20 protein-coding genes are annotated in these 18,936 nt (G+C 40.4%); 3 read left to right on the forward strand and 17 right to left on the reverse strand.

Going from position 1 to position 18,936, the window contains the following annotated elements; genetic code table 11:
- Positions 1–22: 22 nt before the first annotated feature.
- The 8 genes from O0550_RS20600 to pstB form a co-directional block, all read right to left on the reverse strand.
- The gene (locus O0550_RS20600; protein WP_003333534.1) at positions 23–373 is read right to left on the reverse strand and encodes a type II toxin-antitoxin system PemK/MazF family toxin; all 351 of its coding nucleotides are present in this window, start codon (positions 371–373) and stop codon (positions 23–25) included.
- 3 nt (positions 374–376) lie between these two features.
- On the reverse strand, positions 377–676 hold the full coding sequence (locus O0550_RS20605) for a CopG family ribbon-helix-helix protein (RefSeq protein WP_003333535.1): 300 nt from the start codon (positions 674–676) through the stop codon (positions 377–379).
- A 144-nt stretch (positions 677–820) separates the two neighbouring features.
- Complete coding sequence (gene alr / locus O0550_RS20610) at positions 821–2,026, reverse strand: alanine racemase (RefSeq protein ID WP_003344810.1); 1,206 nt, start codon at positions 2,024–2,026, stop codon at positions 821–823.
- A gap of 3 nt (positions 2,027–2,029) precedes the next feature.
- Complete coding sequence (locus O0550_RS20615) at positions 2,030–2,473, reverse strand: hypothetical protein (RefSeq protein ID WP_003333537.1); 444 nt, start codon at positions 2,471–2,473, stop codon at positions 2,030–2,032.
- 225 nt (positions 2,474–2,698) lie between these two features.
- On the reverse strand, positions 2,699–3,730 hold the full coding sequence (locus tag O0550_RS20620; RefSeq protein WP_003333538.1) for a DUF4367 domain-containing protein: 1,032 nt from the start codon (positions 3,728–3,730) through the stop codon (positions 2,699–2,701).
- Positions 3,731–4,051: 321 nt separating this feature from the next.
- A complete protein-coding gene (locus O0550_RS20625) occupies positions 4,052–4,378 on the reverse strand; it encodes a gamma-type small acid-soluble spore protein (RefSeq protein ID WP_003333540.1) in 327 nt (108 codons plus the stop codon).
- Between the two features lie 210 nt (positions 4,379–4,588).
- Positions 4,589–4,921 (reverse strand): ArsR/SmtB family transcription factor, encoded by a 333-nt coding sequence (locus tag O0550_RS20630; protein WP_003333541.1) that lies wholly within the window; start codon positions 4,919–4,921, stop codon positions 4,589–4,591.
- Between the two features lie 186 nt (positions 4,922–5,107).
- The gene (gene pstB / locus O0550_RS20635) at positions 5,108–5,860 is read right to left on the reverse strand and encodes a phosphate ABC transporter ATP-binding protein PstB (protein ID WP_035319060.1); all 753 of its coding nucleotides are present in this window, start codon (positions 5,858–5,860) and stop codon (positions 5,108–5,110) included.
- 194 nt (positions 5,861–6,054) lie between these two features.
- Between pstB and O0550_RS20640 the strand changes: the two genes are divergently transcribed.
- Entirely contained in the window at positions 6,055–6,249 is a 195-nt protein-coding gene (locus tag O0550_RS20640; RefSeq protein ID WP_003344814.1) for a DUF378 domain-containing protein, read from the forward strand.
- A gap of 107 nt (positions 6,250–6,356) precedes the next feature.
- On the opposite strand, the gene O0550_RS20645 is transcribed toward O0550_RS20640, so the two are convergent.
- The 6 genes from O0550_RS20645 to O0550_RS20670 form a co-directional block, all read right to left on the reverse strand.
- The gene (locus tag O0550_RS20645; RefSeq protein ID WP_003344815.1) at positions 6,357–6,878 is read right to left on the reverse strand and encodes a GerMN domain-containing protein; all 522 of its coding nucleotides are present in this window, start codon (positions 6,876–6,878) and stop codon (positions 6,357–6,359) included.
- Between the two features lie 22 nt (positions 6,879–6,900).
- Positions 6,901–8,574, reverse strand: a complete 1,674-nt coding sequence (locus O0550_RS20650; RefSeq protein WP_258427172.1) for an N-acetylmuramoyl-L-alanine amidase family protein — start codon at positions 8,572–8,574, stop codon at positions 6,901–6,903.
- Positions 8,575–8,838: 264 nt separating this feature from the next.
- Positions 8,839–9,264 carry a hypothetical protein gene (locus tag O0550_RS20655; RefSeq protein ID WP_035319063.1) on the reverse strand — a complete coding sequence of 142 codons (426 nt, stop codon included), beginning with the start codon at positions 9,262–9,264 and terminating at the stop codon, positions 8,839–8,841.
- A 71-nt stretch (positions 9,265–9,335) separates the two neighbouring features.
- Complete coding sequence (locus O0550_RS20660; RefSeq protein WP_003333548.1) at positions 9,336–9,593, reverse strand: stage VI sporulation protein F; 258 nt, start codon at positions 9,591–9,593, stop codon at positions 9,336–9,338.
- Between the two features lie 150 nt (positions 9,594–9,743).
- Positions 9,744–11,360, reverse strand: coding sequence for a peptide ABC transporter substrate-binding protein (locus tag O0550_RS20665; RefSeq protein ID WP_003344825.1), 1,617 nt, complete (start codon positions 11,358–11,360; stop codon positions 9,744–9,746).
- A gap of 181 nt (positions 11,361–11,541) precedes the next feature.
- Complete coding sequence (locus O0550_RS20670; protein WP_258427173.1) at positions 11,542–13,179, reverse strand: peptide ABC transporter substrate-binding protein; 1,638 nt, start codon at positions 13,177–13,179, stop codon at positions 11,542–11,544.
- Between the two features lie 582 nt (positions 13,180–13,761).
- Between O0550_RS20670 and O0550_RS20675 the strand changes: the two genes are divergently transcribed.
- Both O0550_RS20675 and O0550_RS20680 read left to right on the forward strand, forming a co-directional pair.
- Entirely contained in the window at positions 13,762–14,922 is a 1,161-nt protein-coding gene (locus O0550_RS20675; RefSeq protein ID WP_003344829.1) for a HesA/MoeB/ThiF family protein, read from the forward strand.
- 15 nt (positions 14,923–14,937) lie between these two features.
- Positions 14,938–16,161, forward strand: a complete 1,224-nt coding sequence (locus tag O0550_RS20680; protein WP_258427174.1) for a PqqD family protein — start codon at positions 14,938–14,940, stop codon at positions 16,159–16,161.
- A 125-nt stretch (positions 16,162–16,286) separates the two neighbouring features.
- Here O0550_RS20680 and O0550_RS20685 read toward each other — a convergent pair whose 3' ends face one another.
- The 3 genes from O0550_RS20685 to O0550_RS20695 are packed head-to-tail and all read right to left on the reverse strand — an operon-like array spanning position 16,287 to position 18,887.
- On the reverse strand, positions 16,287–17,141 hold the full coding sequence (locus O0550_RS20685) for a MetQ/NlpA family ABC transporter substrate-binding protein (RefSeq protein WP_003344833.1): 855 nt from the start codon (positions 17,139–17,141) through the stop codon (positions 16,287–16,289).
- 31 nt (positions 17,142–17,172) lie between these two features.
- Positions 17,173–17,856 (reverse strand): methionine ABC transporter permease, encoded by a 684-nt coding sequence (locus O0550_RS20690; RefSeq protein ID WP_003333555.1) that lies wholly within the window; start codon positions 17,854–17,856, stop codon positions 17,173–17,175.
- The gene (locus O0550_RS20695) at positions 17,856–18,887 is read right to left on the reverse strand and encodes a methionine ABC transporter ATP-binding protein (RefSeq protein ID WP_035319065.1); all 1,032 of its coding nucleotides are present in this window, start codon (positions 18,885–18,887) and stop codon (positions 17,856–17,858) included. The genes O0550_RS20690 and O0550_RS20695 overlap by 1 nt, the downstream gene beginning before the upstream one ends.
- Positions 18,888–18,936 lie beyond the last annotated feature (49 nt).

The following is an 18,936-nucleotide window of genomic DNA, read 5'->3' on the forward strand; positions in this document are numbered from 1 at the left end:
AAGATCCTTTTTTCATCCGTTATTAAAAATCTATTAATCCGAGGCTGATCTGAAGTGATTCATTCACTCTTTCCATCATCTCATCGTCTAGATGAGTGATTTTATCAGTCAACCTTTGCTTATCAATGGTTCTTATTTGTTCCAATAAGATGACAGAGTCACGATCAAACCCATATGTTTTTGCATCGATTTCCACATGCGTAGGCAGCTTTGCCTTTTGAATCTGAGCAGTGATCGCAGCGACGATAACCGTCGGACTAAATCGATTTCCAATATCGTTTTGTATAACTAATACCGGTCTAACTCCACCTTGCTCGGAGCCAACCACAGGGGAAAGGTCCGCGAAAAATACATCGCCACGTTTAACATTCACATACTACACCCCGCTAACTAAGCGGTCTAAGGTAAGATCGGCTTCCTCTTCTGCTTCAAAAGCCTCCGATGCCATATTGAGATTGATTTTAGCCATTTCCAAATAGCCACGTTGCATTGTTTCTCGTATAAAGCGTTTTTTTCGTTCCTTGAGGTAGAGACTCATCGCTTGACGAATCAATTCACTTCGGTTTGATCTCTCTTTCTGCACGACGCCGTCTACCTCTTGCAATAAATGTTGCGGCAAACTGATCATGATACGTTTTGTATTGCTTTTAGACAAGACAAATCCACCTCCAGCCATGACCGTACCCTCTGTTCTCGAACGCTTTCCGTTCTCTTCTGATCTTATCAGTACCATTATGTCGAACCATATGCAAAAATATACCTTTTTGATGCTTTTCACCGATGCATGATGCCCACCTTAAAAGGTATTCGATCTTTTCCGCTAAATTCCTGCCATTTTTCGATATTCTTCCAAGAATTTATTGGCAATTCCATGACAGATACCGACAATTTTCCCATTTCGTAAGTAAACGCGAGGAATGCGATAATTGAGCATACATGTTACTTCATAATTGATTGTTCCCAAACACTCGGCTATCTCATCGAGCGTAATTTCTTCATTCCCTTGTTTTCCGTACAAAACCACTTCGTCCCCTACCTGGGCATCTCCTGAGTGAATATGAAGAATGGTTTGGTCCATACACACTCTGCCTACAATAGGCACTCGTTTGCCATGACATAAGGCGACACCTCGATTAGACAATAAACGGGGAAAGCCATCACCATATCCGATTGGCACAGTGGCTATCTGTTCTTGATCGGTGGTTGTATAGGTGGCTCCATAGCTGATTGTGGAATGCGGGGGCATATTTTTCACATGGGAAATTCGGGTTTTTAAGCTGAGAGCTGGTTTTAGATCAAGTACATGCTGTTGTTTAATGAAGTCGGAAGGATACAATCCGTATAAGCCTATGCCCAATCGAATCAAATCATAACTCCATTCTGGAAAAACAATAGCTGCAGCCGTATTATTGCAATGAATGAGAGGAAGCTTATAGCCTGCTTGCTCAACAGCTTTCAGACGTTCCTGAAATAAGGTGTGCTGTCCTTTTACATGTGTAGTGTCTTCCTCATCTGCGCAAGCAAAGTGCGTGAATATTCCAACCCAACGCATGGAATCATTTGTAGTTATCGTATGGATAAGCTCCAGTAATTCTTTTTCATCACTTACCCCGATGCGTCCCATACCTGTATCAACTTTGACATGAATCTCCAACTTTTTAGAACTGCCTACCAAAAGACGGGCAGCATCTTGTAGCCACTGAAGATGATAAACGGTCAATTGAATATTCTCTTCTACAGCGGTTTGCATAGCATCTACGGGGGTATAACCTAAAACAAGGATCGGTGCTGTAATACCTGCTCGTCGCAGCACAAGCGCCTCGTCTAAAGCAGCTACCGCCAGTCTGGTAGCTCCATGCGCAAGTGCTTCTCTGGCCGTATATTCTGAACCATGACCATATCCATCCGCTTTAACTACTGCCATTATTTCTGAGTGGGCAGGGATATGTTGGCGCAGGGCAGAGACATTAGCCGCAATCGCATCCAGATCAACTTCTATCCATGTATCGCGGGCATATGGCTTCATGAATTATCGCCTCTTATTCTTTCTGTTAATAACATGTAGTCTCTCGTTTAAATGAGCTAGAAATTTATGAGATATCATGAGGGGCATACGTTTTCCGTTAATACGATACATATGTCTCCCTTCAATAATCGGCTCTACTTGCGTCAGTGGATACGCTGTTTCCTGTCCGCGAATATTGATAATGAGATGAGATTTCGTCACAGTGTAAGCTGGTCGAAGTCTCCACTTATAAAAGAACGGAGCCAAGCCCACCAGTGCTACAGCACTTGCTATGGCGATTACTTTAAATACTGTGCTATCCCGATCACCAAAAAAATTCGACAGCAAAATCATGATTATCACAAAAAGTACCGTTTCCATAATTCGCATTTTAGCATCCTTACGTAAGAATAAATCTGAATAGGTCGCTTTTTCATGATAAAGTACCTCACCATATTCATGTTTCATCTGAGTTGAATCACCCCTTATAAATAACTCGTTACGTATCTTACCGTTTTTTTGGGGAGCCTGTCAATGAAGCAACATGAACTGTCAGAAAAATTTGTCTATATTTGCCGATTAGATACTGCTTGAGTGGGCAAGTAATGTCTATAGTTCGTACATATACTCTTCTTTCCTCATGATACATAGAAAAAGAGACGAAGACACTTCGCCTCTTGTAGCTGCGATGCTTTATTTACCGCCTACACCATAAGTAGATTGTGCTACTTTTAGCATTTCATCTTCAGGCAAGTCCCCAGAGAGTGTGAATTCGACACCATCCAGCTCCCATTTAAGAATGCGTTTTTCTTCAGCAGTCTGATACAGAACACCAATGGTAAAACCAAGATCTACAGGCATTCCTTGTTCATAAGAAACGGTAGCAGCCGTTGGGCGGCTTTCCATCAAGGAGTAGTTGTACTCTCCTTTATATTGTAACAATACGCTCTTCTCATTATTATGAGTCACTGGTTCAATGTTGTTTAGTTTAATTCCTGCCGGTACATAAGTTGGCTGTATAACCCCAAATTGGCTCGTAGGCTTCTTCACACCTGTTTCAGTTTGACCCATAGTAGGAACAGAAGGGAGAGCACTAGTCATGTTCTTATCTTTATCGAACGCGTCCTTTGGAAATTCAGGGTTAAAGTTGAACTCAGTGAAATTAATTTCTACCAGCTTATTCATATTATTGTCCATAATCTCGGCTCTCGTTGGTCTCAAATCATTGCTCATCCAAATTTTTTGCTTGCTAAAGGAACGATTGCCACTGTAGTTCGCTTTTACTTCAAAGACATACTCCTTATCATCCATTTTCAATTTACGATCAGCATCATTTACAATACTGTTAACCAACGTTTCATATAAGTAGAGAGGTCCATTGTTTTCTGGCCATCCACTTTGAAAACGGAAGCTTTTTTTCAGATGTGGAGTTAAGACAAAAACACCTTCATCATTACGTAAAATAATTTGTGTAATGTTGCGCTGTTTAGATGTGAGAGCTACACGATAATTATTTTGTTTAGAATACCAGACCTCCACATCATATTCTTGTGGTGTGGTACCGGTTTGCAGAGTTAACACTGCATTGGTCTTGTAACCGGTAATTTTGTCCATCTTCCCTCCTAATTCATTCACTACATCCTCTGGTGTCTTTGTCCCGAAGCATCCCGTCACGAGCAACGAGAGCACCAATAGCATGACTAAACCTAAAGCTCTACGTTTCATTACCTCAACTCCCCTTGTCTAGTTTCGACAATGAAGGGCTTGACTGTCTATTTCCTAGGAAATTTGTCAGATAGCTATCCAGCCAGCTCCAGTCAACATATTCTACAAGCCGACTGAATCTTGCACATTCCGCAAATATTCCTGCGCTAACAGAACTTTAGTAAAGTCTGTAGAGCTAACAGTTTCCCCTCCTGCTCTATGCGTTATATATCTATGAGCCTTCTCATCCCAATATGCAGACAAGTTAGAGTTTGTCTTGGATAGCCTGCAAAAATCTAAAAAGACCCTCACCCCAAGGGTGAAGGTCTTTCGCGAAACCTATTATTTAGTAGCGTTGTTTTGTTGAGCAGCGCGGGCAGCAGAAACTCGGTTCTGCTTTTGCACTTGAGCTACGTTCGTTTCGCTTGCGAACTCAGTCGCTGTATTTTGTTGTGCAGCAGCACGAGCAGCAGATGCTTGATTTGGAACTGCGTTTGTTTCGCTTGCGAACTCAGTTGCTGTATTTTGTTGTGCAGCAGCACGAGCAGCAGATGCTTGATTTTGTCTTTGTACTTGAGCAGCATTTGTTTCACTTGCAAACTCAGTTGCTGTATTTCGTTGTGCAGCAGCACGAGCAGCATTGTTCAAATCTTGTTGTTTGTTTCTCATGGATATCTCACCTCCCTTGATGACACATATAATTTGTGCGTAATCAAGAGAGCGTATCCACACCTTATTTTAACAGGTATATCTCAAAATGAACTTTTAAACGATCATTTAAATCGAATATTTTACCCGGAATATCTTCGTCATTTCCGTATGAATATACAAAAAAGGAGCCTTTACTAGCACTCCTTTTCGTATGATGGTCTTCTCTATCTAACTGCTTAAGGTAACACGCTGTTGCTTTTCAACAAGTGGCTTAACATCAGGCAAATGCTCAAGAATGATCTTCATAACTGGAGCAGCCTCGTTGTTTAGGGAGTAAAATACCCAGGCTCCACGGCGTTCTTCCTTTACCAATCCTTGTCCTTTAAGTTTCGCTAAATGTTGGGAAACGGATGGCTGAGAAGCTTGTAAAATTTCTACCAAATCACGTACACATAGAGATTGAACTTGTAACAAAGCCATAATGGTTAATCTCGTCTTGTCACCGAGTAGTTTGAATAAGTCAGCAAGCACCATCATTTGAATCATATCTGTGGTCTCCATATTCTTCCCACCTTTGTATAAACTTTCTTCACCAAGTATACTATATGGATAGTGAAAATTGGAATCCAAGGTTTTGATTTCTCTGAGTAATAACACGATTTTTACAGTTACACTTGAATTGGAGAAAAAAAAAGAACGGCTTTAGCCGCTCTTCAAAATAAAGGGGGGTATAGCTGTATCTCATAATCAGCCAAAACGGCCGGAGATATAGTCCTTCAGGCGTTGATCTTTAGGATTCTCAAACACCTCAGTGGTTTGGTTCATTTCAATGCATTCACCTTGTAAAAAGAATGCTGTTTTATCAGAAATACGAGCAGCTTGTTGCATGTTATGCGTTACCATCACCAATGTATAGCTTTCCTTTAATTGTATCAACAGCTCCTCTATTTTAGCTGTAGCAATAGGGTCAAGGGCAGATGTCGGTTCATCCAACAAGATGATCTCTGGTTCTACGGCTAGAGCCCGTGCAATACATAAGCGTTGCTGCTGTCCACCTGATAAACCATGGGCGGGTTTATGCAAACTATCCTTTACCTCTTCCCACAAGGCTGCCTGCCGCAAGCTAGCCTCAACCAATTCCTCTAGTTGCTTCTTATCTCGAATCCCATGTAATTTCGGACCATATACAATGTTTTCATAAATGCTTTTTGGAAAAGGAGTAGGCTTTTGAAACACCATTCCGACTTGCTTACGTAATTGCTCCACATCCCAATTGGCATCATATATATTTTTACCTGCAATCTGAATGCTTCCGGTGATTTTCACTTGCGGAATCATATCATTCATGCGGTTAATTGTCCGTAAAAAGGTTGATTTCCCACAGCCGGAAGGACCGATTAAAGCGGTAATTGATTTTGGTTCAATCTCCATTTCAATATGCTTTAAAGCATGTGTTAATCCGTAATAGACATGCAGGTCTTGCACCTTAATCATGCTCAAGAACTTCGCTCCTCTCCTTGCTTGTATTCACAGATTACACGACAGACATGAAGCCTGTATGAGATTTGTGTAAATTTTTTTTTAAGGTGTACAAGAAACAGCGGGCTTTCCTTTTGGGTCAAAGCCAGCATGAATAATCTAAATTTGAAAAGGAAATCATGAAACTACTTATAAAGAAAGGAGTGAGTAGGCGCATGGATAAATTAGTATTGCTTCTTGTTATTATCGGTGCTATCAACTGGGGGCTAGTTGGCTTATTCCAACTTGATGTGGTTGCCACCTTGTTTGGGGGTATGAACTCTACTTTAAGTCGTATTATTTACACGATTATTGGTATTTCCGGAATTTATGCTATCAAGTTTTTTGGGAGAGACCGTCAACGTACCTAGAAATCTTCTATGTGTACAAGCCGACTCATATAAAACGAAAAACGGTGCGTCATGCTAGACACACCGTTTTTTTGTTTCTACCTCATATTCTATTCAGGTTCGTTCTGTTAGGGTGTAGAACGAGTTAATGGTTCATCAATGCTAACATGCCCCATGAGGGATTCTGTCTTTTTCCCATCTACTAAAACAACGATTTTCATAACCTCTGGGAACTGAAACATGGTTTGTTTCAATGCATCAATAGCAAAGGCTTCACCACTAGAGCCCATATTATATTGGTTTGTCCCCTTAGCATCAATGGTTAACGTACCGTTTTCAAACGTAATGGAGTGGTAACCAAAATCTTTCCACAGCGCATTATGTTCTGGCTTGGATGGTTTCCCCAGCAATTCCATTGCCTTTGCATACTTGTCCTTGTCAGATGCAGGCGCTGTAATCTGCTGCTTCTCTTCTATTAGCTTGGTTAAATCATTGTCTGCATAGTAAAGGGTAAGAGTTAGCTGTTGTGTTTCCTTCACAGGTTGTTCTGTCTTGGCATCTTTAGATGGTTCCACTGGCGTAGAATTGTTATTGCATGCAGCCACTAGTAAGGCTAGAAGGGCACACATGATAAGAGCTATTCGTTTCATCTCACACCTTCCTTTCGTTTCCTTAGTAGGTTTGGTAATACTCAAAGATCGCATCTGCTAATGATTTTGCTACTTTATCTTGAAACTGTGGGGACATTAATTGAGTATTTTCGATTTGATTCGTGAGAAATCCTGTTTCTGTTAATACAGCAGGCATTTTCGTGTTCTTTACAACATAAAAGTTGTTTTGTTTCACTTTCCGGTCAGGGAATTGAGTGGCCGCCAATAGGTGCTTATGAACCACACGCGCTAAATCCAAGCTATTCTGATTGTAATAATAGGTTTCGGTTCCGCGCGTTTCCGGATTAAAGGAGTTGGCATGTACGGAGATAAATACATCAGCATCTATCTCATTGGCTATATCTGTACGCTCCTTTAGCGTCAAATACGTATCGGTGCTGCGGGTTGCGATGACTTGAAATTCTTTATGCTGTTTTAGGTATTCAACTAAACGATTAGCTACAGCTAAAGTAAAATCCTTTTCATAGTTGCCGACCGTTCCTTTGGCTCCTACATCATGACCACCATGCCCCGCATCTACAACAATGAGATACCCCGTTTTTTGCGGTTTAGCTTGTAATTGCAGCTTTACACCATCATTTGTCGACACTAGCTGATATTTACTTGAGCGATTCAATTCCACTACAACTCTGACCGTTTTAGGATTGTCCTGATATTGGCTGTATCGAATCGATCGGATAAGCGGTTGAGTTTGTTGGCTGACTGCGCTAATGGATGCATCATTGGAAGCTCCATCACTTAGCTCCAATTTTTCTGGACTATCCATATTAGAGGTGGAATAATCGGAGGAACTGCTCTCTTTCCTTTGATCAATCACTATCTCTTTGTTTTCCTCGTCACGCATTTTATTGGATAGTTCCATTTCCGGGAAATCCATGACAATCCGATAGGGATTTTGTAAGACTGACACAGTTGGCGATACCTTATATCTGGTTTGAATCTGAACACTTTCATCCTGTGGCTCAATATCTGTCAATCTGTTCATGCGAGTAATAACCACTTCATTGCGCTTTTCGTCCCATTCGGCTACATCTGTTCCGATACTGTCTGTTATATCTTGTAAGGATATAACAGTCGTCGAATCAATTACTTTCTTCAAGCTGGCCTTGGCAGTTAGCTCGTCTTGGGAAACTCCCAATCTGTCTGCAATCGTCTTCACCGGCAATAAAACCTTATCCTCCCAATGATATACTTTCTCAGTAGCCGGTAAAGATTGTCCATTAATTTGCGTCTGAACAGGTTGGTTGACAATTACGGTCCGGCTGTCATTATCCCATCCTACCGTCGCTCCTAATGCTTCCCCCACAAATCGCAGCGGTAGTAGCATCCGATTATTAATGAGCTCAGGCGTGGCCTCTAAGGTCTGTGCTTTCCCGTTTATGTAGGCTTTCTTGCTGCTTAACTGCAAAATTACCTCTCGATTATCTTTCGTAATCTTAGCCTTTCGCTCCTGTTGGTTCCAATCAATTTTTGCTCCCAAGCCCTCTGCAATAACGCGAACAGGGACAAGGGTGCGTCCGTTGGAGATGAGCGGAGGAACTTCCGCATTAACGCTCCTACCCTCGATCCGTAATTGTATATTGCCCTGTGTCGACTGTCCTGCGGCATCTATTGCTTGAGGCGCCATCCAAATAAAACTACTCAAGGCAACCAAGCCTAAAACAAACTTTTTCAAAATTTCTCCTCCCCTATCTTGCTGTTCATTACTTTAGACGTTACTTGATGAGAAAAGTTTTTAGGCTTTTGGTACTAAAAATCCTCACACTAGCTTCAAGTGACGATAATTTATAATAGCAAAACAATTGAGCTAGTGGTTCATTATTAGCCGTATAACAGTAAAAAAACTGCCCCCCAGGTCTTTTCTTAAGGGGGCAGCTTTTCACCGTAATCTTTTTTACAAAATTTACTTTTTTCTTTTTGGTTTTTTAAACCATTTTCGTTACCGTTTTTTTGTCTCATATTTAACTGGAATAGGTAAGTTATTTGTTTGGAGGTTGCCTAATATCTGTTGGATTACATTAGCTACGGCAGGATTAGAAAGAATCTGCATGGTATCCTTCATCTTAGATTTCGATATCTTTGGCATCACTTTGCTAATTTCCGGCATTATGGAAGATAGCTGGGGGAGCAACGGTAGCACTTGCTCCAAATTAATTCCGGGACTTGGTTTTGGTGGTTCTTGCACAATGACAGGCTCTGGCGGCTTCCCTCTCCTAGGAAAAAGACTAAAGCTAAGCCGTTTACGTTCTGGCTCGACAGGTCGTAGCCTTCCTAACATCATTTTTATTTCCTGAATTTCTCTTCGGAGATGGGCCATTTCTTGTTGAACATGTGCATGTTGGTTTTGCTGAATTGTGGATAGCATCCTTAGTTGATTGCTTTGGGTTGAGTTTCGACGTTTTAGTGGTGTCTTCTTTGAAATGACAACCCTCTCCTTTACTTCATCCCTTTTTTGATTCTGTCTAAATCACTTTGGTCTAGGCCCTTTTTCTTTAATTGATCCAGCATGCTGCCAATGTCTTTTTTCTGCATAAGTTTCTTTACTTGCTCTGTATAATTGTCCAAGTCCCTTTTTGATAAATCTTTACCTGATCTACTTGCTAAATCCTTGATAACCTCACGAATTCCTGATTCCGTTTTTAATTTATTCTTGTCAACTGTCGCCGCCAATTTCAAAATTTTTCCCCAGTCCATAATCATCCTCCCCTGATATCATCGTTCTCTTTACTCTATGAAATAGATGGTAAACTCGCTTGGTCATTTGTCCTATCAAAACGAAAAAAACAGAATTCCCTCTGGAACTCTGCTTTTTTCTGTTACCATTTATTTGGTTTTTTTTAACGTTTATTCAAAAGAGGACCACTTGAAATCTACATTACCCATAGCATCTACAACAGCACCTTTGAGGTTGTCATTTTGTAGCCAAACATTGGAATCAAAGTAGATCGGAATAACTGGCATTTCATCAATAATAATTTTCTCTGCATCTGCCAAATACCCTTTGCGTACCTCTGGGTTTGTTTCAGCATCAGCTTTATTTAACAGTTCTTTGTATTTTGCATTTTCCCATTTGGTATCGTTGTTTCCACCAGTTTTATCTTTATAGATCTGTAAGAAGCTAATTGGATCATTGTAATCGGCATTCCAGCCATTGCGACCTACTTGGTAGTTACCTCTGTGTAGGTCATCAATAAATACTTTCCATTCTTTGTTAGTCAGCTTCACGTCAATATCAAAAGCCTTTTTCCATTGATCTTGAATCGCTTCCGCAATCTTCTTATGCTTTTCCGCAGTATTAAAGGAAATTTCAATTGGTGGAAGCTTCGTTAAGCCCTCTTCCTTCATACCTTCAGCAAGAAGCTTTTTCGCTGTATCTACATCGCCATCTTTAAAGAAACCCTCTTTTGCTAAAGCCATAGTTGGAGGCAGCAGATTAGTAGCAGGGGTTTGGCCAGATTGTGTAATGTTATCTGTGATTGTTTTGCGATCAATTGCATATGCAAATGCTTTACGGATTTTTACATTATTAAACGGTGCCTTCTCCGTATTAAATTTGTACCAATAGATACCTGCTTTTGGCTGAACATGCAATTTGCCGGATGCCATGTTAGGAGCGATTGCATCAATTGGTAGCATACCATTAGGCTGACCTGCCCAATCAAGGTCTCCATTTTCAAACATGGATAGCTCTGTATTTTCATCATCAATCATTTGATAGACGATTTTTTCCAATTTTACGTTATCTTTATCCCAGTAATTATCATTTTTCACAAGAACGATTTCGTTTTTGTGCTTCCAGGATTCCATTTTAAACGGTCCGTTACCAACATGCGTACTTGCCTCTCCTGCCCATTTTTCGCTAGATGTTACAACTTTTTCATTTACAGGATAAAGCGTATAGAATGCTGTGAGCTCTAGGAAGAACGGAGTTGGATTGTTCAAGGTGACTTCAAGCGTGTGCTCATCAAGCGCTTTCACACCAACATCCTCAGCCTTGGCTTGCCCTTTGTTATAAGCTTCTGCATTTTTCAAATAATACAATTGATAGGCATAAGAAGCCGCTGTTTTCGGATTTAGTACACGTTTCCAGGCATATTCGAAATCTTTTGCTGTTAATTTTTCACCGTTAGACCATAGTGAATCGCGTAAAGTAAATGTATAAGTTTTGCCATCTTCAGAAATTTTATAATCTTTCGCTACAGATTTTGTTATGTCCCCGTCTTTACCTGAGCGCATCAAGCCATCAAAAGTCGCTCTCAAAATGGCAGAGGAAGCATTGTCATCCGCAAGGCCAGGGTCCGCAGTAGGTGGTTCAGAATGCAGATTCACACGTAGGACTTGCTCATGAGTACCACTAGCCGCTCCTGTTTTATTCTCAGAGGCTGCATTGCCACCACAGCCGGCCAATGCTGTACTAAGAACTAAAATGGAGCTTACAGCTGCAAAAACGCTTTTATTCATGTGTATTATGCCCCCTAAAAAAAGATATATAGAATTAAATATACCTTGTTTTTTTCGGTAACAAACACTTTTATAACGAAAATTAATTTTAATTTATGTTACAAAATTTACATTTATATGTTCAAAAAAATAAAGAGGGGCATCATTTGCCCCTCTTTTATCTATCTGATTTCTAGTAATCTTATTGTTCTAAATCTGCCCATTTCCAGTCAATGTTACCCATAGCATCGAAGCTTACACCCTTCAGCTTAGGATTTTGCACCCAGGAATCGGTGTAGAAGTAGACCGGGATAACTGGCAGTTCGTCCATGAAGATTTCCTCTGCCTTTTGTAATAACGCATCACGCTTTGCTTTGTCTAGCTCTTTTTGAGACTCGTTCACAAGTCGTTTGTATTCAGCATTTTCCCAGTTAGTATCGTTGTTTCCACCCTTTTTATCACGGAACAACTCAATATAGTTAATTGGATCGTTAAAGTCAGCATTCCAACCCATACGTCCGATTTGGTAGTTACCTTGGTGTAGTTTATCCAAGTATACCTTCCACTCGGAATTCTCTATCTTCACATCAACGCCCAGACCTTTTTTCCATTGGTCTTGAACAGCTTCTGCAATTTTTTTATGGTTTTCAGAGGTGTTGATTGAAATCATAACTGGAGGCAACTTATCCCAGCCCATTTCTTTCATACCCTCTGCTAAGAGCTTTTTAGCTTCGTCTACATTATTATCTTTAAAGTAGCCCTCTTTTTTAAATGCCATAGTAGGTGGTAGCATTCCCATTGCTGGAATTTGTCCGGACTGTGTTACGTTCTTAACGATCGCATCACGATTTACAGCATAGGCAAATGCTTTACGGATTTTGGCGTTATTAAAAGGAGCCTTCTCCGTGTTCATTTTATACCAATAAATGGATGCCTTTGGCTTTGTAATCAACGTATTATTTTGTTGCAGAGCAGGAATTGAATCCAACGGAATATTGCTTAGAGGGTTACCTGCCCAATCCAACTCACCGTTATCATACATGGAAAGCTCGGTATTTTCATCCTCTACCATAGAGAATTCAAGCTTGTCGATTTTTACAACATCGGCATCCCAGTAGTGTTCATTTTTCTCAAGAGTCATTTTGCTCTTATGTTCCCAGTTCGTCATTTTAAATGGTCCGTTACCAACGATTGTCTTAGCTTCTTTAGCCCAATCTTTGTTGGATTCAACCAGCTTTTTATTTACAGGATAATACGTATAGAAGCTAGTAAGCTCTAGGAAGAATGGTGTTGGGTTTTCCAATTCTACTTCCAAGGTCTTATCGCCCGTCGCTTTAACACCTATATCCTCTTTTTTACCTTTTCCTGTGTGAAATGCTTCCCCACCTTTAATGTAATACAGTTGGTAAGCATAGTTGGATGCTGTCGCTGGATCTAATGCACGCTTCCAAGCAAATTCAAAATCGTGCGCTGTTAGCGGCTCGCCGTTGCTCCATTTAGCATCTCTTAAATGGAAGGTATATTTCTTGCCATCAGTTGAAACATCAATTTTTTCAGCTACGGATGGCTGTGGTTTTCCTTCGCTATCGGTACGAGTCAAGCCATCAAAGATTGCACGGACCACTGCACCAGAAGTGGAGTCCTCCGCAATGCCTGGGTCTGCTGTTGGTGGTTCAGTATGCATGTTCAAACGCAATACCTTCTTCTCACCTTTTGAAGCTTCTTGTTTCGATGCATCAGTAGCTGCCGGTGCTGATGTGCTTGTGTTACCTCCACATCCTGCTAAAGCTGCGCCCAAAACCAAAACGGAACTCATTAGTACAAAGATATTCTTTTTCATCTTTTTGTGTCCCCCTTTTTTCTTTCTCATTTGCTTTACTATACTCTTTTTCAGAATAATATAATATAATTTTCTTTTACATTTAATTATTTTTTATTAATTATCAAGATAAATAAATAAAAATAAAGTGTATTTTTGGTAATATAGAACTAAAAATTACTGTAATAGGATTTTATGGTTCTAATTTACTAAAAACGAAATAGTTTTGCAATTCGGTAATTCTGTCAAATTGCAAAAATCGATTCCGGTTAGGTAGCCAAAACATTTTGTTCTACTCCTAGTTTTATCCTTTTCTCCTATAAGTATCCTTGTGAACGGTTTTCGTTTTCTTACGAACTTTGGGACCACCAACATGAGACATCCTGAATGACATGAATGAAAAAAGCAGTCCTTTATACAGTTTCAAGCAAATAACTGAAAATTGTAAATTTATATTGAAATACACCTAACGAAACGATACAATCTACGTTAGATAATTCTGACAATTATTTGTTTTATTCCTGTTTATGATTGCAAGTGGATTATGGATCGTTGGTACGCTACTCTTATCGTCGTTTCTATACCTATAAGGAGATGTATTGTATGGAACAAAAACCTATCTTAAAAGAAATCCACCCTATTATCGAAATTGGCTCTGACACTCTCCAAATTGGACAAGTATCTGGCTTCCTCAATCATATTCCCGATGAAACGGGGTCTATAAAAACATTACTTCAGCTACTTGATGGTACCCGCACTAGTAAGCAGATACACCAGGAGCTAGTCAGCAAGCATCCAGAGGTCACATTTGAAGAGTTAACAGAGGCGATTACTGCTCTGAACTCCCTGGGCTATCTTGAAGATCAGACCTGGGAAGAAACAACTTCTCTCTCAACGGCTCAAAAGGATCGGTATCGGGCAAATCTTCGCTTCTTTTCGATTTATTCGGATATAGACAATCCTCCTAGCAAGATTCAAGAAGATTTGCTGCAAAAGAAAGTAACTATCCTTGGATCAGGGGCCTTTGGCTCTACTCTTCTCTCTAGCTTTGCTGGTCTGGGTGTTACAAATGTCCGAATTGCAGATTTTGACCGTGTGGAGCTAAGTAATTTAAATCGCCAATTATTATTTAAAGAAAGTGATATCGGCCGGTTAAAAATCGAAGTAGCGGAGGAATTTGTTACAGAACGCAATTCAAGCATGTCAGTAGAAACCATTCGGAAGAAAATCTCCTCTGTTGACGATGTTAAGGAGCTTATAGCTGATAGTGATCTTGTTATTTTAGCTGCTGACACCCCTTTTTTCTTCATTCAAAGATGGGTAAACACAGCATGCGTTGAATTAGAAATCCCTTATATTGCAGGTGGAGTGAATCTAACTGAAGGAACCTTTTATCATATTTCCCCTAAAAAAACGCCTTGCTTGGATTGTTTCCATCTGCATCACTATGATCAAAACCCAGATCAATATGAACAGGATCTCAGATATTTGGTGGATTCAGGATATCATCTTCCTACAGCTACTATTGCTCCGAATTTATCCATTATTACAGGAATTATTGCTTCTGAAGCATGCAAAATTCTCACAGGTACAAGCCAAGTTCAATCTCAGGGAAAATTCGTGTCGATCAACTTCTTAACTTATGAAACAAAAATCATTTCCGAAACGGAAAGAAAAGAGCTGGATTGCCCGACCTGCGGTGAAGGAAATCGCACACTTTCTATCTTTTCGCTGGAGCAGTCAGCCGAAGAAGTGCTTAGCTAATGGAGGAACGAACCAATGAAATTAACAAATACCAGTAAGCTGCGTATGCATCCCTTACAAAAACGTCAGGTCAATGAAGAAGAAACCATAATTGGTCGACCCGATAAAAGTGAATATATCATGCTGCCTACCTTCGCAGTCGAAATCATTGAGATGCTAGATCAGGGGCAATCCATCACTCAGGTAGCTGAAGAAATGGAAAAGCGCTTTGGTGAGCCTGTTGATGTTCGTGATTTTGCACTCGATCTCATTAACGAATATCAATTTGTATACACAGTAGATGGAGTAGTCGTAAATGAAAAAGAGATACGCGTCGATCATTTACCATGGATATCCGAACATGTTGGGAAAGTATTATTTAATAAATGTACCTTCTCTTTCTCTATTGCCTGCTTTTTATCTGCTGTTACTCTTCTCTTAGTTCATCATGAATATTTTCCCGTGTTTACCGATATTTTTAGCTCTGCATCCTTGACCGCTTCTCTTTTGCTAGCAGTTGTTGTTAACTATCTGTTTTTGTTCATCCATGAGACAGCCCACTTAACTGCTGTGCGTTCTCTTGGGGTAGGAAGCCGAATCGGTTTTAGCCATCGCCTATTCTTTCCTGTGGCAGAAACAAATATGTCAGACATCGTGCTAGTGGAACCCAATAAGCGTTATACAGCCTATCTGGCGGGGATGGCTGGAGATGCCCTCTTTTTTAGTATGGGTGTCTGGCTTCTGTACGCTAATGATGTAGGAGTCATCCTGCTATCTGATTTTCTACTCTCCTTTATTAAATTAATGAACTTGAATTTCTTAATGGCTCTGGGCTTTCAATTCATGTTCTTTATGCGAACGGATATTTATTATGTCTTTACTACCTTTTTTGGCTGTAATAATTTATTTAATAATACACAACTATTTCTACGTAAATTTTATCGAAAATGGACGCCTGACGAACAAGAGACATGGGACTCTATAGATATACGAGAAAAAAAGGTGATCCGCTGGTACTCTATTTTCTTTTTGCTGGGCTTTTGTTTTGCGCTTTACTTCTTCTTCAATTTCTTTTTGCTCCAGTCAATCGAGATTATTCGCCGAATTACGACTGATTTCTTACAATACCCCATCCTCTCCTGGCAATTCGTGGATGGTATTCTCTTACTTCTTTTAACGTTGCTCCCATTTGGCATTGTCATCTGGTCATGGAATCGGCAAAGAAAAATAACCCGCAATGTAACCCGTCAGGTATCGTAACCCTTCCGTCTAATGAGCACAAAAAGATGACCTAGAGAAAAATCCTGGATCATCTTTTTGTATATCCTCTATGCTCATTTCAACGAAAAAACTGCCGATTTTATTCGACAGTTTTTTCGACATTGTTATTTAAGCTGTCCTACAAACACTACAGCACCATTATACTTCTTATCAATGAAGTCCTTCACTTCAGGGGAAGTCATAGCTTTAGCAAGCTTCTTAATTACTTCACTATCTTTATTGTCTTGACGAGTCGCCAATACATTTACATTTGGGTTATCTTTACCCTCTTCGATATAAATAGAGTTCTCTGTTGGTTTTAATCCAGCTTCCATCGCAAAGTTAGAGTTAATCACGGCTGCATCAATACCCGGATCGTCAATTGCACGTGGGAGCATCGCTGGTTCTAGCTCTTTTAATTCTATTTTTTTCTCAACGATGTCAGCTACAGTGCCATTGGTAGCCACTCCATCCTTTAATTTTAACAGACCCGCTTTTTCAAGAAGGGCAAGAATACGGCCTTGCTCTGCAGAAGCATTCGTAATTGCTACTACTGCGCCCTGCGGAAGAGCTGCTAAATCCTTGTAAGCTTTGGTTTTATTAGAGTAAATTCCCATTGGCTCAATGTGAATGCCTGCTACATACGTAAGGTCTAACCCTTTTTCTTTATTCGTTTTCTCTAACCAAGGAATGTGCTGAAAATAGTTAGCATCTAATTCCTTCTCAGCAAGCTGAGTGTTAGGCATGACAAAGTCTTGGAACAGGACAACATCAAGATTAATATTCTCCTTCTGTAGCATCGGTTTAACCACTTCATTTAAAATCTCCGCATGAGGAACAGCCGTTGCTCCCACCTTTAGTGTGACTGGTTGTCCTTCCTGTGGTGTAGCTGTGCTATTATCGGTTTTATTACCAGCACCGCACGCCGCCAAGCTTAAAGCTAATACCCCAATCGCTAGTGTAGAAAAAATCTTTTTCATCCTTTTACCCCCCTATTTTCATGCATTATAATCAACGATGATCCAGCTTCCGCGCAATCGCGTCACCAATCATCTGAATGATTTGGACAAGAATAATCAGCAAGACAGTCGTAACCAGCATGATATCTGGCTTAAACCCATTAAAGCCATAGTTGAATGCCATCGCTCCTAGGCCACCCGCACCTACGACACCTGCCATCGCTGTATATCCTACCAGGCTAACAGCAGTAACCGTAATACCTGAGACAATACCTGGAAGCGACTCTGGAATCAAGATTTTATAGATAATTTGCCAGTTGCTAGCACCCATGGATTGCGCCGCTTCAATCACGCCTCGATTTACTTCACGAATGGAGGTTTCCACCAGACGAGCAATAAACGGTGCTGATCCAACAACAAGACTGAGAATCGCCGCGTTAGGTCCGATTGAAGTCTGTATGAGTACGCGCGTGACTGGGATAAGGATAATAATTAATACAATATAAGGAATCGATCGAAAGATATTCACAATAAAACTAAGTAATTGATATAAGGCTGGCATCGGCTTTAGATGTCCTTTGCTTGTCACAACGAGTAAAATGCCTAATGGTATACCAATAAGTGCCGCAAATAGTAATGAAAACAAGACCATGTAACCTGTTTCCCAAATGGCCTTCTGAATTAAATCCCAGAATTTCACGACGTTCGGTAAATAAGTTAACAAGAAATCATTCATCAGCGATTACCTCCTTCTGCACCTCGAATGACATCAACAATAATGCCACTCTTCTTTAGGTAGGCAATAGCATTTGATTCGGCATCAATATCACCTGGAATCTGAATGTAGAGAGTACCGAAGGCAACATCTTTTAAACGCTTAATCTGTCCTTGTAAAATATTTGCCTGCACCCCAACCTCACTGACTAACTGACTAATGATAGATTGACTAGCAGAACCACCCAAGAAGGTTAGACGCAGGACTGCACCCGGTCCCAAGCCATCCAAAAATTCAGCAGATAGCTGATCATTACCAGATACTTGACTCAGGAATTCTTTGGTTGTAGTTGTTTTAGGATGGGAGAAGACTTCTACGACATCACCCGCTTCAATAATTCGCCCGCTTTCCATTACAGCTACCTTATCACAAATTTTTTCGATCACATGCATCTCATGCGTGATTAAAATAATGGTTAACCCTAGTTTGCGATTAATATCTTGTAATAATTCCAAGATAGAATCGGTTGTCTTCGGATCCAGAGCTGATGTTGCCTCGTCACACAACAGCACATCAGGCTGATTGGCCAATGCACGAGCAATACCTACACGTTGCTTTTGACCGCCAGATAATTGAGATGGATACATATCTGCTTTATCTGACAACCCTACCAATTCTAATAATTCTTTTACCTTTGCTTGATGCTGTGACTTTGGCACGCCCGCAATCTCCAATGGCAATGCTACATTGTCTGCTATTGTCCGCGACCACAGCAGATTAAAGTGTTGAAAAACCATACCGATCTTGCGTCTTGCCTTACGTAATTCTCTTGGCGTTAAATGATGGAGATGCGTGTCACCCACAGTAACCTCACCACTAGTTGGCGATTCTAGTAGGTTAATCATACGGACTAGCGTTGATTTTCCAGCTCCACTGTATCCAATGATGCCATAAATATCTCCCTGCTGGATTGTCAAATCGACACCATTTAGGGCCGTAAAGGTTCCAAAGCGACTTTTAAAAACCTTTACAATGTTTGTTAGTTTAATCATGAGAGTAGAATCGCCCCCTGTTTCACCCGCAGCTTTAACCGAACGGGCA

The organism is Brevibacillus halotolerans (assembly GCF_026891775.1).
GTDB classification, from domain to species: Bacteria; Bacillota; Bacilli; order Brevibacillales; family Brevibacillaceae; genus Brevibacillus_B; species Brevibacillus_B halotolerans.

Coding starts and splice junctions, on each gene's coding strand:
- O0550_RS20655 (WP_035319063.1), bottom strand. CDS start 9,264: ATGCTATCCACAATTCAGCAAAACCAACATGCACATGTTCAACAAGAA.
- O0550_RS20615 (WP_003333537.1), bottom strand. CDS start 2,473: ATGAAACATGAATATGGTGAGGTACTTTATCATGAAAAAGCGACCTAT.
- O0550_RS20630 (WP_003333541.1), bottom strand. CDS start 4,921: ATGGAGACCACAGATATGATTCAAATGATGGTGCTTGCTGACTTATTC.
- O0550_RS20665 (WP_003344825.1), bottom strand. CDS start 11,360: ATGAATAAAAGCGTTTTTGCAGCTGTAAGCTCCATTTTAGTTCTTAGT.
- O0550_RS20660 (WP_003333548.1), bottom strand. CDS start 9,593: ATGGACTGGGGAAAAATTTTGAAATTGGCGGCGACAGTTGACAAGAAT.
- O0550_RS20670 (WP_258427173.1), bottom strand. CDS start 13,179: ATGAAAAAGAATATCTTTGTACTAATGAGTTCCGTTTTGGTTTTGGGC.
- O0550_RS20690 (WP_003333555.1), bottom strand. CDS start 17,856: ATGAATGATTTCTTGTTAACTTATTTACCGAACGTCGTGAAATTCTGG.
- O0550_RS20675 (WP_003344829.1), top strand. CDS start 13,762: ATGGAACAAAAACCTATCTTAAAAGAAATCCACCCTATTATCGAAATT.
- O0550_RS20625 (WP_003333540.1), bottom strand. CDS start 4,378: ATGAGAAACAAACAACAAGATTTGAACAATGCTGCTCGTGCTGCTGCA.
- O0550_RS20605 (WP_003333535.1), bottom strand. CDS start 676: ATGGCTGGAGGTGGATTTGTCTTGTCTAAAAGCAATACAAAACGTATC.
- alr (WP_003344810.1), bottom strand. CDS start 2,026: ATGAAGCCATATGCCCGCGATACATGGATAGAAGTTGATCTGGATGCG.
- O0550_RS20640 (WP_003344814.1), top strand. CDS start 6,055: ATGGATAAATTAGTATTGCTTCTTGTTATTATCGGTGCTATCAACTGG.
- O0550_RS20620 (WP_003333538.1), bottom strand. CDS start 3,730: ATGAAACGTAGAGCTTTAGGTTTAGTCATGCTATTGGTGCTCTCGTTG.
- O0550_RS20695 (WP_035319065.1), bottom strand. CDS start 18,887: ATGATTAAACTAACAAACATTGTAAAGGTTTTTAAAAGTCGCTTTGGA.
- O0550_RS20645 (WP_003344815.1), bottom strand. CDS start 6,878: ATGAAACGAATAGCTCTTATCATGTGTGCCCTTCTAGCCTTACTAGTG.
- O0550_RS20685 (WP_003344833.1), bottom strand. CDS start 17,141: ATGAAAAAGATTTTTTCTACACTAGCGATTGGGGTATTAGCTTTAAGC.
- O0550_RS20680 (WP_258427174.1), top strand. CDS start 14,938: ATGAAATTAACAAATACCAGTAAGCTGCGTATGCATCCCTTACAAAAA.